This window comes from Variovorax sp. V93 (genome assembly GCF_041154485.1).
Lineage (GTDB): Bacteria > Pseudomonadota > Gammaproteobacteria > Burkholderiales > Burkholderiaceae_C > Variovorax > Variovorax beijingensis_A.
On sequence record NZ_AP028670.1, the window covers coordinates 1,193,386 to 1,208,353 of the forward strand.

Sequence of the window (14,968 nt, forward strand, 5' to 3'; positions counted from 1 at the left end):
CCGGCGAACCATGGCAATCGACCTAGCGCATTCCAGCGGACACCCACAACCACCACCCAACGACGGACGATGCGTCCGAACACCCATGAGCCTGCCTAATCCCATCGAATCCGTCCTGGTCGAGAACCGCGTGTTCCCGCCCGACGCCCGTGCCAGCGCCGGCGCGCGCATCAGCGGCATGGCCGCCTACGAGGCCCTGTGCCAGGAGGCCGAGCAGGACTTCGAAGGCTTCTGGAGCCGCCTGGCGCGTGAGAACCTGAGCTGGACCAAGCCCTTCAGCCGCACCCTCGACGAATCCAACGCCCCCTTCTACCAATGGTTCGGCGACGGCGAACTCAACGCCAGCGCCAACTGCCTGGACCGCCACATCGGCACCCCCGTCGAGCACAAGACCGCCATCGTCTTCGAGGCCGACGACGGCGCCGTCACCCGCGTCAGCTACAAGGAACTGCTCGCGCGCGTGAGCCAGTTCGCCAATGCCCTGAAGGCCGCCGGCATCGAGAAGGGCGACCGCGTCATCATCTACATGCCCATGACCATCGAGGGCGTGGTCGCCATGCAGGCCTGCGCGCGCATCGGTGCCACCCACAGCGTCGTGTTCGGCGGCTTCTCCGCCAAGGCCCTGCAGGAGCGCATCATCGACGCCGGCGCCGTGGCCGTCATCACCGCCAACTACCAGCTGCGCGGCGGCAAGGAGCTGCCCCTGAAGGCCATCGTCGACGACGGCATCGCCCTGGGCGGCTGCGAATCCATCCAGACCGTCTTCGTCTACGAGCGCACCCCCAGCGCCTGGCGCCGCGTCGAGGGCCGCGACAAGACATTCGCCGAGGCGCTGGCCGGCCAGAGCACCGAGTACGCCCCCGTCCCCGTGAACGCCGAGCACCCGCTCTTCATCCTCTACACCTCCGGCTCCACCGGCAAGCCCAAGGGCGTGCAGCACGCCACCGGCGGCTACCTGCTGTGGGCCCGGCTCACCATGGACTGGACCTTCGACATCCGGCCCGAGGACATCTTCTGGTGCACCGCCGACATCGGCTGGATCACCGGCCACACCTACGTCGCCTACGGCCCGCTGGCCGCCGGCGCCACCCAGGTCGTGTTCGAGGGCATCCCCACCTTCCCGCACGCCGGGCGCTTCTGGCAGATGATCGAGCGCCACCAGGTCAGCGTCTTCTACACCGCCCCCACCGCCATCCGCTCGCTCATCAAGGCCGCCGAATCGGACGAGAAGGTGCACCCGAAGAACTGGAACCTGGACAGCCTGCGCATCCTCGGCTCGGTGGGCGAGCCCATCAACCCCGAGGCCTGGATGTGGTACCACCGCCATATCGGCCATGAGAAATGTCCGATCGTCGACACCTTCTGGCAGACCGAGACCGGCGGCCACATCATCACGCCCCTGCCGGGGGCCACGCCGCTGGTGCCGGGCTCATGCACCTTGCCGCTGCCGGGCATCGCGGCCGCGATCGTCGACGAGACCGGCAAGGACCTGCCCAACGGCGCCGGCGGCATGCTGGTCATCAAGCGGCCCTGGCCCTCGATGATCCGCACCATCTGGAACGACCCCGAGCGCTTCAGGAAGAGCTATTTCCCCGAGGAGATGGGCGGCACCATCTACCTGGCCGGCGACGGCGCGGTGCGCAGCGAAGACCGCGGCTACTTCCGCATCACCGGGCGCATCGACGACGTGCTCAACGTCTCGGGGCACCGCCTGGGCACGATGGAGATCGAATCGGCGCTGGTGTCCAAGACCGACCTGGTGGCCGAGGCGGCGGTGGTGGGGCGGCCCGACGACGTGACGGGCGAGGCGGTGTGCGCCTTCGTGGTGCTCAAGCGCGGCCGCCCGACCGGCGAAGAGGCCAGGCAGATCGCCAACGAGCTGCGCGCCTGGGTGGCCAAGGAGATCGGCCCCATTGCCAAGCCCAAGGACATCCGCTTCGGCGAGAACCTGCCCAAGACGCGCAGCGGCAAGATCATGCGGCGCCTGCTGCGCAGCATCGCCAAGGGCGAGGCCATCACGCAGGACATCTCGACGCTGGAAAATCCGGCGATTCTGGAACAGCTGGCGCAGAGGAACTGAGGCGCGGCGGCCTGGCTGTCCGGATGCCTGGCATGCGATGCAGCGGAAGGCATCACTCAAACTGATGATGTGCCAGCATCTGCGCGCGCCGAGAATCTCCATCGACAAGGAAAGGACCTGCCGTGCAGCATTTCTTCACGTTGACGCTGGCGCTCGCGCTCCTGGCTGGATGCGCGGCTTCTTCCACTTCATCCTCATCGGTGCCGCTGCCGGCCGATATTGCCATCACGCCGCCCGGTCCGGACGTTGCGCAACCGCATCGCGCGTTCTCCGGCAAATGGTCGGGCAAATGGCGCGGACTTGCCGGCGGCCAGCAGCAGGAAACGGTGCTCGTCGTGGAAAGCGTGACGGCAGACGGCGCGACGGTCGTCTATGCACAGGGCGACCACAGCCGCTTTCCCGCCTTCCATCGGCGCACCACGGCGCGCATCGCGGATGGCAAGCTGAGTTTCTCTTTCGAACAGCGCTCGCCAATCACGTTCACCTACCAGCTGCAGCCCGATGGCACCCTCAAGGCCGAGTCGCTGTCCAGGGGATTCACGGCCGTCGCGACCTTGACCCGGACAAACTCCTAGCCGAGCGGCGGAACGGCGGTCACTGACCCACGAGGAGGGCGGCACGCACCAGGTCCACCTGCCTCGTGCAGTCCATCTTCACCATCATCGTGGCCACCTGCTTGCGCACGGTGTGGATGGAAACGCCGCGGCCCCGCGCAAAGTCGTTCAACGAAACACCGGTGGCCAGCGCATGCAGCACGCGCGCTTCGGCCAGCGTGATGTCGAGCGCCTGCGACAGCAGCTCGGGGCTTGCCAGGAGGCCCGTGGCGGCGCGCCGCAGCCGGACGAAAACCATGGGCTCCCTGCCGAAGCGCAGCGCGGGGTTGGCGCACGTCAACTCGACGTGCAGCGGACCGCCGCATCGGCTGTCCTTGAAAGCGAGCCGTTCGACCCGGCCAGCCCTGGCGGCGCGCAGCACCGCCGCCAGCAACCGTTCGCGCTCCCCGGCATTCGGATGCGAGAGCCGCGCGCCCTGGACGACGACGCTTCCCCGCGTGTCGAAGATGGCTTTCGCGGCGGGAGAGGCGTGCACCACCTGGCCCGTGCCATGGACCAGGCAGCTCGCCTCGTCCAATGCGTCGAAGGTGCTATCGGTGGCCGCGAGCCAGGAAGCCGCCTGCGCGCGGCGCCGCTGCGTCGCCAGCTGCACCGCCCCGCTGTAGGTGCGGATCCGCTCGCTCGCGAGAAAGGAAGACAGCCCATCCCACGCCGATGCGCGCTGGAATCCAAAACTCGTTCTCCTGTCCGGACCGTTCTCGATGATGAACGAGAAGAGCTGCCGCATGCGGTGCTTGCACATGAAGTCGACGTAGTAGGCATTGCGCTCGCGCCGCGGCTCGGGAAGAAGGACTTGCGTGTCCAGCCAGGAGCCTTCGACCTTGGCCACGTTCGGCTGGGTCATGACGTCTTCCGTATGGAAGTGCGCCGCATAGTCGCGCACCGCGGCAGCATCGGCGCCCGACTGCTGCACATCGACCACGCGGGTGCCCGCGAAGACGATCAGCACGGCCGCATCGCTTCCCACCAGCCGGTTGGCCGTCGAAAGGATGGCGGACCACGGAGGGTCGGGATCCGAGAGGTGGTGAACCGCTTCGAGCGCGCTGCGCAATTCGGGGTCAGGCTGCATGGGCTTTCCTCCTGAAGGAAAGATTGCCTCGATCCGCGCGCCTGCGCCGCCAAGGCAACCCGCAACCGGGAATATCGCGGAAACGGTTTCGGATGGGTATCACTCGTTTGAGTGAACACCGGATGCAGGAAGATGCGCCCGAGGCCATCGTCGCGCGACCTTGCGGTGGTGGGCGGCGGTCGATCGATGACTGCCGGTGCCGATCAGGTCACAGCAATCGCAATCCCCCGGGAAATCGAATGAAGGTCTGCGCCGGCTCGGGCACCTTGCCCGCCCTGGCGATCTCGGCGAAGCCCTCTTCCGTGATGCGGGTCACCGTAGCCACCTGCCATACGGCTTGCCGCGCCCGCGATTTGACGGCGGCGAACTCGGCCTCGATCAGGCCGATGGCCAGAAGCATCGAGACCTGCCGGACTTCCTCCGGATCGGTCACGCGGACGGGCAGCTGCACCCGGTGCAGCCTCAACAGCAGAAAGAGCGGCATTTGGTTCTCCGATGGCCGGCTCGAGGGGATGCCCTCGCATGCCGTCCGCTTGGAATGGTTGAATGTGAATTTGTCACATTCAATGCCGCCGCGGGAGTCAGAATAAGTCGATCGGCCGTGTCCGCCACCGCCCCTCGCAGACGAGTCCTAGGCCGGGCGCAGGACCGAGGGATTGAGCGCGTCCTTCAAGCGCCCTGCGGCAAACTCGTTGACATGGTCGAAGGCGATGCCGAAGTAGCGCTCGTAGTTGTCGCGCTCGACATAGCCGATGTGCGGCGTGCACAGCGCGTTGGGCAGATGCAGGAGCGGATGCTCGCCTGCGCGCACGGGCTCTTCCTCGAACACGTCCACGGCCGCGAAGCCCGGGCGGCCCGCCGCCAGCGCCCGTTCCAGCGCACCGGGCGCGACCAGTTCGGCGCGGCTGGTGTTCACCAGCAGGGCGCTGGTCTTCATGCGGGCCAGGTCTTCGTCCGAGACCATGCCCCGGGTGTGCTCGTTGAGCCGCACGTGCAGGCTGATCACGTCGCTCTGTGCGAAGAAGGCCTCGCGCGAGGGCGCCACTTCGAAGCCGTCCGCGCGTGCCGCCGACGTCGAGCCCTCGCGTCCCCACACCCAGACCTTCATGCCGAACGTGCGCCCGTAGGCGGCCACCTGGCGGCCGATGCGCCCATAGCTCCACACGCCCAGACGCTGGCCGCCGAGCTGCTGGCCCAGGTGGCCCTGCCACCGGCCCTGGCGCAGGCGCGTGGCTTCCTCGACCAGATGCCGGCGGCTTGCCAGCGTCAGTGCCCAGGTCAGTTCAGCGGTGGCCGAACCTGCGCCGCTGCCTTCGGCCACCGCCACGCCGCGGGCCGTGCAGGCCGCAAGATCGACGTGGCCCGCCAGCTTGCCGGTCTGGCTGATGAGACGCAGTCCGGGCAGGCGCTCGAGCAGCGCCGCATCGATGCGCGTGCGCTCGCGGGTGAGCACGATGGCCTCGGCGTCCGCGAAGCGCGCGGCGAGTTCGTCGGTGCTCTTCACCGTGTCGTTGAAGATGCGGACCTCGTGTCCGTCGAGCTTGCCGAAGCAGTCGAGCGTGCGGACGCAGTCCTGGTAGTCGTCGGGGATGACGATGCGCATGGGGCGGCGCTCCTTCATTGCAGGGTGATGTTCAACTGCTCGACCGTGCGCTTCCACAGCGCGAGGTCGTCGCGGATCAGCGCGGTGAAGTCGGCCGGCGGCATGCCGCCGGGCTCGATGCCCTGGGCCTGGAAGATCTCGCGCACGTCGGGCGCATCGAGCGAGCGCCTGACTTCGGCATAGAGCCGCTGCACGACCGGTGCCGGCGTGCCGGCCTTCAGCAGCAGCCCGTACCAGCCATGCACGTCGAAGCCGGGATAGCCCTGCTCGGCGACGGTCGGCACATCGGGCAGGCCGGTGAAGCGCGATTTGGGCGCGACGGCGAGCGCGCGCAGCTTGCCCGCCTTGATCTGCGCGAGTGCCGAGCTCATGTCGAGAAACATGAACTGGATCTGGCCGCCCAGCAGGTCCTGCACCGCCGGACCGGCGCCTCGGTAGGGCACATGGACCGCGCGGATGCCGGCGCGCTGCACGAACAATGCCGCGCCCAGGTGCGCAGAGGTGCCGTTGCCCGAGGAGCCGTAGGAAAGGCTGCCGGGCCTGGCCTTGGCCATCTCGACCAGCTCCTGCAGATTCCGGGCAGGGAAGTCCGGCTTCACCACCACCGCATGCGGAATGAAGCCCACCACCGTGAGCGGTGCAAAGTCGCGCAGCGTGTCGAACGGATAGTTCGGCATCAGCGCCGGATTGGTGACCGCGAGGATCGAGGGAAAGACCATCGCGTAGCCATCGGCCGGACCGCGGGCGATCTCGCTCATGCCGATCACGCCGCCGCCGCCGGGCTTGTTGTCGACGATCACCGGCTGGCCGAGGCTGGGGGCCATGTTCCTGGCGATGGCGCGCGCCATCAGGTCGGTCGGGCCGCCGGCCGCGAAGGGCACGACGATGCGGATCGGCTTCGACGGAAAGGCGGACTGCGCGTTCGCGAGCGGGCTCAAGGCCGCGAGCGCGATGCCGGCGCCCGCAGCGGCGTTGAAGCCGCGGCGCGACATGCGATTCGGGTTCATGGTGTCTCCATTTTTTGTCATGCATCGGATCAAGGGGCGAGCACGGCCAAGCCGTCTGCGTCGCGCGCGGAGGACTCTCAATCCCGCTTGCCGGTGTGTTCCAAGCTTAGGACGCATACTCCGCCAGCGCACCTGCCTTCTTCCACTGCATGGAATTGAAGGGCTGCCGCGAGGAGACATCGAATGCCCACACCCTCCAACCGCTCGCTCGAACGCGGAATCGAGATCCTGCGTGCCTTCCGGCCCGGCTCCACGCTGCTGGGCAACGGCGAGCTCGCGGAACGCACCGGCCTGGCGCCAGCCACCGTGAGCCGCCTGACGCAGACGCTGGTCGGCGCGGGCCTGCTCGAACACGACCGGATCGCGCGCGCCTACCGGCTCGCGGCGCCGGTGCTGAGCTTCGCGCACGCCATGCGCACCGGCTCCACCGTGCTGCAGGTGGCGGCCCCGCGGATGCGGGCGCTGGCCGAGAAACTGCGCATCAACGTCGGGCTCGCGGTTGCCGATCGTTCCGAGATGCTTTACCTCGAATCGATCCGCTACAACAAGAAGGCGTCGCTGCGCAGCGTGGTGAGCGGACAGCGCGTGCCGATCGAGCTCACCTCGCTCGGCCGTGCCTGGCTGGCAACGGCGCCGGCGGCGCGGCGTGCCGAACTCACGAAGGAGTTCGAGGCGCGTCGCAGCAATTGGCCGCGGCTTCGCAGGGAGATCGACAAGGCCATCGAGAGCGTGCGCCGCCGCGGCTGGTGCGTGGCCTCGTGGCAGCCCGAGATCGTTGCGCTGGCCATGCCGCTGGCGCTTCCGAACGAGCGCGTGCACGTGCTCAATGCGAGCCTGTCCACCAGCGAGCCAGCGAATGAGGTGGCGCTCGAACTGGGTGCGCCGCTGCTGGCGCTCGGCGAGCAGATCACCCGCGAATTCATCGCGCGTGGCGGCAGCCTGGCGTAGGCCGTTCGTCGGATGATGGAGAGGCGCCTGCAGGACGGCGTTGACGAGGCTGGCATGCAGGTCCACCATGGCAAGGCCGCCGTCCGGAACTTCAAGGAGATCTCATGGCTGAGAGCGACAAGGTGTTCGCGGGTTCGATCCCGAAGTTCTACGACACGCTGATGGTCCCGCTGATCTTCGAGGCCTATGCCGCCGACATGGCGGCGCTTGCCGCGGCCTCCTCGCCCGGCGCGGTGCTCGAAACGGCGGCCGGCAGCGGCGTGGTCACGCGGGCGCTGGCACCGAGGCTCGGCGCCGGCGCGCGCTACGTGGTGACCGATCTCAACCAGCCCATGCTCGATTACGCCGCCAGCCGGCAGGGCCCCGACAGCCGCATCGAGTGGCGGCAGGCGGACGCACTTCACCTGCCGTTCGACGATGCCTCGTTCGACGTCGTTTGCTGCCAGTTCGGCGCGATGTTCTTTCCCGACCGGACCGCGGGCTATGCCGAGGCGCGCCGCGTGCTGAGGCCGGGCGGGCGATTCGTCTTCAATGTCTGGGACCGCATCGAGGAGAACGCCTTTGCCGACGAGGTCACCAACGCCGTCGCCGCGGTGTTTCCACACGACCCGCCGCGGTTTCTCGCCCGCACGCCGCACGGCTATCACGATGTGGCGCTGATCCGCGAGGATCTGAGCCGCGCAGGATTCACAGACATCGATATCCAGACGCGCGAGAAGCAGAGCCGCTCGCCTTCGGCCCGCGAGGTGGCCACCGCCTATTGCCAAGGAACGCCGCTGCGCAACGAGATCGAGGCGCGCGACGCCAGCCTGCTTCAACTCGCGACGGACCGCGCGGCGGAGGCGATCGCCAGCCGCCATGGCGAAGGCCCGGTGGCCGGCAAGATCCAGGCGCACGTGATCGTGGCGTCGGGACCGGCGTAATCGGCCGGATATCGCGCCCACGCCGGGACAGCAGGTGAGCGTCGGCGACCGGGGCGGTGCAATCACTGCGGCCCACATCCAGGCGGACGAATGAGGCCGGAAGTCCCGATGCACAGCACAAAGGTAACGCAAGCATGACCGACGATAAATCTCCTTTCGAGCCCGACGATGCAGCCGACGGCTCCGGCATGCGCAAGGGCCTCACCAGCTATGGCGACCAGGGCTTCTCGCTGTTCCTGCGCAAGGCCTTCATCAAGGGCGCGGGCTTCACCGACGCGGCGCTCGACCGTCCGGTGATCGGCATCTCGAACACGGGGAGCGCCTACAACCCCTGCCATGGCAACGCACCGCAGCTCGTCGAGGCCGTCAAGCGGGGCGTGATGCTGGCGGGGGGCCTGCCGATGGACTTCCCGACGATCTCGATCCACGAGAGCTTTGCCGCGCCGACCAGCATGTACCTGCGCAACCTCATGTCGATGGACACCGAGGAGATGGTGCGCGCCCAGCCCATGGATGCCGTCGTGCTGATCGGCGGCTGCGACAAGACCGTGCCGGCCCAGCTGATGGGCGCAGCTTCGGCCGGCATTCCCTCGATCCAGCTGATCACGGGCTCGATGCTCACGGGCGGCCATCGCGGCGAACGGGTGGGCGCCTGCACCGACTGCCGGCGCTACTGGGGCAAGTACCGCGCCGGCGAGATCGATGCGGAGGAAATCGCCGACGTGAACAACCAGCTGGTTGCGAGCGTGGGCACCTGTTCGGTGATGGGAACGGCCAGCACCATGGCGTGCATTGCCGAGGCGCTGGGCATGACCGTGCCGGGCGGCGCATCGCCGCCGGCCGTGACGGCGGACCGCATCCGCATTGCCGAACAGACCGGGGCCCAGGCGGTACAGATGGCACGCACCGGCCTGACGATCGACAAGGTGTTGACGCCCGAGGCCTTCGAGAACGCGATGCGGGTGCTGCTGGCGATCGGGGGCTCGACCAACGGCATCGTGCACCTCGCGGCGATCGCCGGGCGCATGGGCCTGGAGACCGATCTGGCCGCGCTCGACCGCATGGGGCGGGAAACGCCGGTGCTGCTCGACCTCAAGCCATCGGGCCAGTGGTACATGGAGGACTTCCATCATGCGGGCGGGATGGCCACCCTGCTGCGCGAACTGAAGCCGCTGCTGCACCTTGGCGCCATGACCGTCACCGGCCGCACGCTCGGCGAGGAGCTGGAGCGCGCGGGCCCTGGCTTCCGGCAGACGGTGGTGCGGCCGATCGGCAACCCGGTCTACCCCCAAGGCGGCATGGCCGTGCTGCGAGGCAATCTCGCTCCGGGCGGCGCCATCATCAAGCAGTCCGCCGCGGACCCGAAGCTCATGGAGCACGAGGGGCGGGCCGTGGTATTCGAGAACATCGAAGATCTGGTCCGCCGCATCGACAGCGACGCGCTCGACGTCGCGGCGCAGGACGTGCTCGTGCTCAAGAACATCGGCCCCAAGGGCGCGCCGGGCATGCCCGAGGCCGGCTACATTCCGATCCCGCGCAAGCTGGCCCGCGCCGGCGTCAAGGACATCGTGCGGATTTCCGACGGCCGCATGAGCGGCACGGCGTTCGGCACCATCGTGCTTCATGTCACGCCCGAATCCGCGGCCGGCGGCCCACTGGCCCATGTCCGCAATGGCGACCGCATCCGCTTGAGCGTCGAGCGCCGGGAGATCGCATTGCTGGTGTCCGCGGAAGAGCTCGCCCGGCGCGCGCAGGAGTCCCCGGTCACTGCACCGACGGCCGAGCGCGGCTACCGCAAGCTGTTCCTGCAGACGGTGACCCAGGCCGACCTGGGCGTGGACTTCGACTTTCTGCGAGCCGCCAGGATGGTCGGCAAGGTGCCGCGCTAGCGTGGAGGCAGCCGAACACGCGCGACTGCCATCGCCACATCCACGATGCGCGCTACCCGTTCGCGCGCCTGCAATTGAAATTTATTGTCGGCGAAGCGGGCCCAGATACACAGGCATACGCAGGACCGTCGCCAGGCCGCTTCCGGGCAGAACAATCGCTCCACCACTTCGGATTCCAGGAGATTTCAATGATTGTTTCGCCCCCGTTGCCGCGCCGTTCGTTCCTCGCCAAGGCGGCGCTCGGCCTCGCTGCCACCCAGCTGACCTCGATCGTTCCCGCTTTTGCCCAATCCGCGGGCACATCGACCCTCCGGCGCCTCGAGCCACTCAAGAGCATCGACGCGGGCTCGCTCAACATCGGCTACCACGAAGCGGGCCCCGCCGACGGCGCCCCCGTGATCCTCCTGCACGGCTGGCCCTACGACATCCACATGTTCGTCGACGTCGCCCCGCAGCTTGCGGCCGCGGGCTTCCGCGTGATCGTCCCGTACCTGCGCGGCTACGGCAGCACGCGCTTCCTGTCGGCCCACACGCCGCGCAACGGGCAGCAGTCGGTGGTCGCGGTGGACATCATCGCGCTGATGGACGCCTTGAAGATCAAGACCGCCACCGTGGCCGGCTGCGACTGGGGCGCGCGCACGGCCTGCATCATGGCCGCGCTGTGGCCCGAGCGCGTGAAGGCGCTGGTGTCGGTCAGCGGCTACCTGATCGGCAGCCAGCAGGCCGGCAAGAACCCGCTGCCGCCTGCGGCCGAGCTGCAGTGGTGGTACCAGTACTACTTTGCAACCGAGCGCGGCCGCGCGGGCTACGAGAAGAACCGGCACGACTTCGCCAAGCTCATCTGGCAGCTCGCGTCGCCGAAGTGGAATTTCGATGCGGCCACGTTCGAGCGCAGCGCCGTGGCCTTCGAGAACCCCGACCACGTGGCCATCACGGTCCACAACTACCGGTGGCGCCTGGGCCTGGCCGAGGGCGAGGCCAGGTACCAGGCGCTGGAGGACCGGCTGGCCAAGGCGCCGGTGATCGGCGTGCCGACCATCACGCTCGAGGGCGACGCCAACGGCGCGCCGCATCCGGAGCCCGGCACCTACGCGAAGAAGTTCTCGGGAACCTACGAGCATCGGCTGGTCAGCGGTGGCATCGGCCACAACCTGCCGCAGGAAGCGCCTGAGGCCTTTGCCAAGGCGGTGGTCGACGTGGCCCGCGGCTGAGGCGGCGGTCCCCATGTGGAACATCGACCGGGCCTACATCGATGGCGCCTTCGTGCCCGTGCAGGGCAGCGAACGGCTGGAGATCTGCAACCCCGCCACTGAACGGCCCATCGGCACGGCGACGCTGGCGAACCGCGAGGATGCGAAGCGCGCCATTGCCGCGGCGAACCGCGCCCAGCCGGCGCTCGCGCGAAGCACCAGGGCGCAGCGCATCGACATGCTCCGGCACCTCGAGGCCGCGGTGCTGGCGCGCACCGACCAGATCCGCGAGGCCACCATCGAGGAGTACGGCGGTCCGCTGGCCCGCTCGCAGTGGGTCAGCAACTACGCCTCGCAGTGCTTCGCCACCACGGCGCGGGCGCTGCACGACTATGCCTTCGAGCGCCGCCTGGGCGAGGCCACCGTGGTGATGGAGCCGGTCGGCGTCGCCGGCCTCATCGCGCCCTGGAACGCCGCCGCCGGAAGCATCTGCAGCAAGCTGGCTTCGGCCATCGCCGCGGGCTGCGCCTCGGTCGTCAAGCCGAGCGAGCTGGGCCCGCTGCAGGCGCAGGCCGTGGCCGAGGCGCTGCACGATGCGGGCCTGCCGCCCGGCGTCTTCAATGTGCTGCTCGGGCGCGGCAGCGATGTGGGCGACGAGATCGCCACCAGTGCGGGCATCGCGAAGATCTCGTTCACCGGGTCCACGCAGACCGGAAAGCTCATTGCGCGCGCGGGCGTCGAAACCATGAAGCGCGTGAGCCTCGCGCTCTCGGGCAAGTCGGCCACGCTGGTGCTGGAGGACGCCGACCTGGCCGCCACGCTGCCCCTGGCGCTGAATGCCGCCTTCATGAACAACGGCCAGGCCTGCGTGGCGGGCACGCGCCTGCTGATCCCGCGGACGCACATGAAGGCTGCTGTTGAACAGGTGCAGGCGGCAGTGGCCGCACTGCGCGTGGGCGATCCGCGCGACCCCGCCACCGCGGTCGGGCCGCTTGCGAGCCAGGCGCAGTTCGATCGCGTGCAGCACTTCATCCGCCGCGGCCTGGCGCAGGGCGCAACCCTCGTGGCCGGCGGCGAGGGGCGGCCGGACGGTCTTGAAAGGGGCTGGTTCGTGCGGCCCACCGTGTTTGCAGAGGTGCGCAACGACATGGAGATCGCGCGCGAGGAGATCTTCGGACCGGTGCTCTCGATGATCGGCTATGGCGACGAGGACGAAGCCATCGACATCGCGAACGACTCGCCGTACGGCTTGCAGGCCTATGTCTTCTCGTCCGACGCGCAGCGTGCGTTGCGCGTGGCCTCGCGGCTGCGGGCGGGCACCGTGCTGGTCAATCGCATCGCGCCCGAGCTGGCCGCGCCCTTTGGTGGTGCCAAGCAGTCGGGCGTCGGCCGGGAGTTCGGCGTCTTCGGCATGGAGGCTTTCCTGGAGCCGAAGACCATCGCCCTCGCGGATGGCATGGCGTGAAAAAGGAAAAGCGATGAAAGCAGTGGTGCACTCCGCGCGGCTGTTCGGCTGGATCGCCGAAGGCAAGCTCAAGGTCCATATCGGCGGCGTGTATCCGCCGGCCGATGCCGCGCGGGCCCATGCCGACATGGCCAGCCGCGCGACCACGGGCAAGCTGCTGCTGGTGCCCTGAGGCCGAGGAGGTCAGGCGGCGCGCAGTGCCCGGGTTTCCGACGGCCGCTCGCCGAAGCGGGCGCGGTACTGCGCCGCGAAGTGGCCCATGTGAAGAAAACCGTACTTCGCCGCGACGTCGCGCACGCCGGCATGGCTCGGCATGCGCAGCTCGGCGCGCACCTTGTCGAGGCGCTGCTCGCGCAGGAATTCCATCGGGCCCATGCCCGCATGCTGACGGAACGCGAGTTGCAGCGCACGCGCGCTGCAACCGACTTCGCGGCAAACGTCGGCCAGCGACAAGGGCTGATCGGCGTGCGCCGCCATGTAGTCCTGCGCCCTGCGGACCACGCGCGGCAGCAGGCTGCGCTGGGCGTCGCCGGCCAGCGCGCGCGAATGGTTGTGCGCCGCGGACATCAGCAAGCTGGCCATCAGGTATTCCTCGGCATGCTCGGCCAGCCGGCTGCCGGCCTGCAGCGCGGTGCCGGTATCGAGCGTGAGCCGCAGGTAGTCGATGAAGTGCACCACCGGCGCCAGCGCGGGGTCGTCGAGCGGCACGCCGAGGTCGAACACCAACGGCTGCCTGAGGGGGGCCTGGAGCAGCGATTCGAGCCGCGAGAGCAGCGCGGAGCGGGCCAGCCGCACGATCAGGTGCGGGCTGTCGTCGGCCCAGCGCATCGACAGCGGCTCGGTCGGCGAAGGCAGCGAGGCCAGGCGCGGATTCGCGTCCACGTGCTGCGCGCCGCAGCGGATCTCGGCGCCGCCACGCAACGGAATCTGCAGCAGGAAGAAATCCTGCAGGTAGCCCGGGTCGATCTGCACGCCCGGGCCGTACTGCACGTAGTTGAGGCTCACGTCCCGATGCAGCCGCGCGCTGTGGTGGCAGGCGTCGAGCTCGGTGCCGGGCCGCAGCATGACCAGGCCGTGCGGGCAGAACACGCGGGCCACGCTTTCGCGGGCCTCGTCCATGTCGTGGCTCTCGAAAAGCCGGTAGCGCTGCAGCGGCAGCGATGGGATCGTGGCGGTTTCCATGGGGCGAGGCCACCCTAGCAAAAACCATCCCCAGCCACAATTCGGACCAGCCCTCGCAAAAACCTGCGCGCCAGGGACAGGCGCTGCGTTTGCGGGATGCGCCGAAGGCCCGCGGCCTCGTAACGTTCGCTCCCACACAGGCCATCCCGGCCTGCCTGACCGAACCGAGGAGAGCAAGCGCCATGTTCAAGGGACTCGAGGGCAAGAGCGCCATCGTCACCGGTGGCTCCACACTGATAGGCGCCGGCGTGGTGCGCGCGCTGCACGCGGCGGGTGCGAAGGTCGTCATCGCCGACATCGATGCCGCCAACGGCCAGGCGCTGGCGGATTCGCTCGGCGCCGGCGCGCGCTTCGTGCGCACCGACATCACCGAGGACGCGCAGGTGCAGGCTTGCGTGGCCGAGGCCGCCGCGCGGCACGGCGCTGTGCACTTTCTCATCAACCTGGCGTGCTCCTACCTGGACGACGGCTTCAAGTCGCCGCGCGCCGACTGGCTCGCTTCGTTCAACGTGAACGTGGCGAGCGCGGTGGCGATGCTGCAGGCCGTGCATCCGCACATGGTCGCGGCCGGTGGCGGGGCGGTGGTCAATTTCACGAGCATCTCCTCGCGCGTGGCGCAGACGGGGCGCTGGCTCTATCCGGTGAGCAAGGCCGCCATGGCGCAGCTCACCCGCAACATGGCGATGGACCTGGCGCCGGACCGCATCCGCGTGAACAGCGTGTCGCCGGGCTGGACATGGTCGGCCGTGATGGACCGGCTCAGCGGCGGCGACCGCGCCAAGACCGACCGCGTGGCCGCGCCGTTCCATCTGCTCGGGCGTGTCGGCGATCCGGACGAGGTGGCGCAGGTGGTGCTGTTCCTGTGTTCGGACCATGCGAGTTTCGTGACGGGTTCCGACTACGCGGTGGACGGCGGCTATGCCGCCATGGGCCCCGAGCAGGCCGTGCCCGCCATTCCCAGGTTGATGGACTAGCTCCCAACGGAGCATCAAGGAGCA

The 14,968-nt window shown here is 68.8% G+C and carries 14 protein-coding genes; 9 read left to right on the plus strand and 5 right to left on the minus strand.

Going from position 1 to position 14,968, the window contains the following annotated elements:
• Window positions 1–85: 85 nt before the first annotated feature.
• A complete protein-coding gene (gene acs, locus ACAM54_RS31720; RefSeq protein ID WP_369651070.1) occupies window positions 86–2,080 on the plus strand; it encodes an acetate--CoA ligase in 1,995 nt (664 codons plus the stop codon).
• A 122-nt stretch (window positions 2,081–2,202) separates the two neighbouring features.
• Window positions 2,203–2,655 carry a hypothetical protein gene (locus tag ACAM54_RS31725; RefSeq protein ID WP_369651069.1) on the plus strand — a complete coding sequence of 151 codons (453 nt, stop codon included), beginning with the start codon at window positions 2,203–2,205 and terminating at the stop codon, window positions 2,653–2,655.
• A gap of 19 nt (window positions 2,656–2,674) precedes the next feature.
• Here the strand turns inward: ACAM54_RS31725 and ACAM54_RS31730 are convergent, their stop codons facing one another.
• From ACAM54_RS31730 to ACAM54_RS31745, 4 genes are all read right to left on the minus strand, one after another.
• Complete coding sequence (locus ACAM54_RS31730) at window positions 2,675–3,763, minus strand: helix-turn-helix transcriptional regulator (protein ID WP_369651068.1); 1,089 nt, start codon at window positions 3,761–3,763, stop codon at window positions 2,675–2,677.
• A 208-nt stretch (window positions 3,764–3,971) separates the two neighbouring features.
• Window positions 3,972–4,247, minus strand: a complete 276-nt coding sequence (locus ACAM54_RS31735) for a hypothetical protein (RefSeq protein ID WP_369651067.1) — start codon at window positions 4,245–4,247, stop codon at window positions 3,972–3,974.
• Between the two features lie 147 nt (window positions 4,248–4,394).
• Window positions 4,395–5,366 (minus strand): D-2-hydroxyacid dehydrogenase family protein, encoded by a 972-nt coding sequence (locus ACAM54_RS31740; protein ID WP_307698814.1) that lies wholly within the window; start codon window positions 5,364–5,366, stop codon window positions 4,395–4,397.
• Between the two features lie 14 nt (window positions 5,367–5,380).
• Window positions 5,381–6,373 carry a Bug family tripartite tricarboxylate transporter substrate binding protein gene (locus ACAM54_RS31745; protein WP_369651066.1) on the minus strand — a complete coding sequence of 331 codons (993 nt, stop codon included), beginning with the start codon at window positions 6,371–6,373 and terminating at the stop codon, window positions 5,381–5,383.
• 183 nt (window positions 6,374–6,556) lie between these two features.
• Here ACAM54_RS31745 and ACAM54_RS31750 point away from each other — a divergent pair, with 183 nt between their 5' ends.
• The 6 genes from ACAM54_RS31750 (at window position 6,557) to ACAM54_RS31775 (ending at window position 12,960) form a co-directional block, all read left to right on the plus strand.
• Complete coding sequence (locus ACAM54_RS31750) at window positions 6,557–7,321, plus strand: IclR family transcriptional regulator (protein ID WP_369651065.1); 765 nt, start codon at window positions 6,557–6,559, stop codon at window positions 7,319–7,321.
• 104 nt (window positions 7,322–7,425) lie between these two features.
• Window positions 7,426–8,244, plus strand: coding sequence for a class I SAM-dependent methyltransferase (locus ACAM54_RS31755; protein WP_369651064.1), 819 nt, complete (start codon window positions 7,426–7,428; stop codon window positions 8,242–8,244).
• Window positions 8,245–8,378: 134 nt separating this feature from the next.
• A complete protein-coding gene (locus tag ACAM54_RS31760) occupies window positions 8,379–10,133 on the plus strand; it encodes an IlvD/Edd family dehydratase (RefSeq protein WP_369651063.1) in 1,755 nt (584 codons plus the stop codon).
• Between the two features lie 188 nt (window positions 10,134–10,321).
• A complete protein-coding gene (locus ACAM54_RS31765; protein WP_209501872.1) occupies window positions 10,322–11,344 on the plus strand; it encodes an alpha/beta fold hydrolase in 1,023 nt (340 codons plus the stop codon).
• A 13-nt stretch (window positions 11,345–11,357) separates the two neighbouring features.
• Complete coding sequence (locus ACAM54_RS31770; protein ID WP_369651062.1) at window positions 11,358–12,788, plus strand: aldehyde dehydrogenase family protein; 1,431 nt, start codon at window positions 11,358–11,360, stop codon at window positions 12,786–12,788.
• A complete protein-coding gene (locus ACAM54_RS31775; RefSeq protein ID WP_369651915.1) occupies window positions 12,691–12,960 on the plus strand; it encodes a zinc-binding dehydrogenase in 270 nt (89 codons plus the stop codon). The genes ACAM54_RS31770 and ACAM54_RS31775 overlap by 98 nt, the downstream gene beginning before the upstream one ends.
• Window positions 12,961–12,971: 11 nt before the next feature.
• Here ACAM54_RS31775 and ACAM54_RS31780 read toward each other — a convergent pair whose 3' ends face one another.
• Entirely contained in the window at window positions 12,972–13,970 is a 999-nt protein-coding gene (locus tag ACAM54_RS31780; RefSeq protein WP_145747784.1) for an AraC family transcriptional regulator, read from the minus strand.
• Window positions 13,971–14,152: 182 nt separating this feature from the next.
• Between ACAM54_RS31780 and ACAM54_RS31785 the strand changes: the two genes are divergently transcribed.
• Window positions 14,153–14,944: an SDR family oxidoreductase gene (locus tag ACAM54_RS31785; protein WP_369651061.1), complete on the plus strand. Its 792-nt coding sequence runs from the start codon at window positions 14,153–14,155 to the stop codon at window positions 14,942–14,944.
• Window positions 14,945–14,968: the final 24 nt, after the last annotated feature.